The sequence below is a fragment of the Photorhabdus viridis genome (assembly GCF_040256935.1).
GTDB lineage: Bacteria > Pseudomonadota > Gammaproteobacteria > Enterobacterales > Enterobacteriaceae > Photorhabdus > Photorhabdus viridis.
The window spans coordinates 1-223 of record NZ_JBEJZY010000593.1 but is presented as its reverse complement, the minus strand read 5'-3'; the positions used below and the strand labels follow the sequence as shown (position 1 = coordinate 223).

The 223-nt window shown below is 57.0% G+C and carries 1 protein-coding gene; it reads right to left on the bottom strand.

The genetic code is table 11. The features are described from left to right. A partial coding sequence (locus ABR397_RS24695) for a hypothetical protein (RefSeq protein ID WP_350307970.1) occupies positions 1 to 223 on the bottom strand: 223 nt, incomplete at both ends.

Here is a 223-nt window from a genome sequence, read left to right as displayed (position 1 = left end):
CACATACGCCAAATGACGGGAGGTCAACCCAGGGACCTGCGGATTACTGTCTGCCTGATCAGGCAAAATATGAAGGTCCAGTACCGTCAGTCCGGCCAGCGCTTCCCTGCCTAGTACCGCACATCCGGCCTCATCCGCCAATATCACTGACGGTGCGGCATCATTCAGAATATGCACCAGACGTTCACACGGATAGACCGGGTCCAGCGGCACATAGGCACCA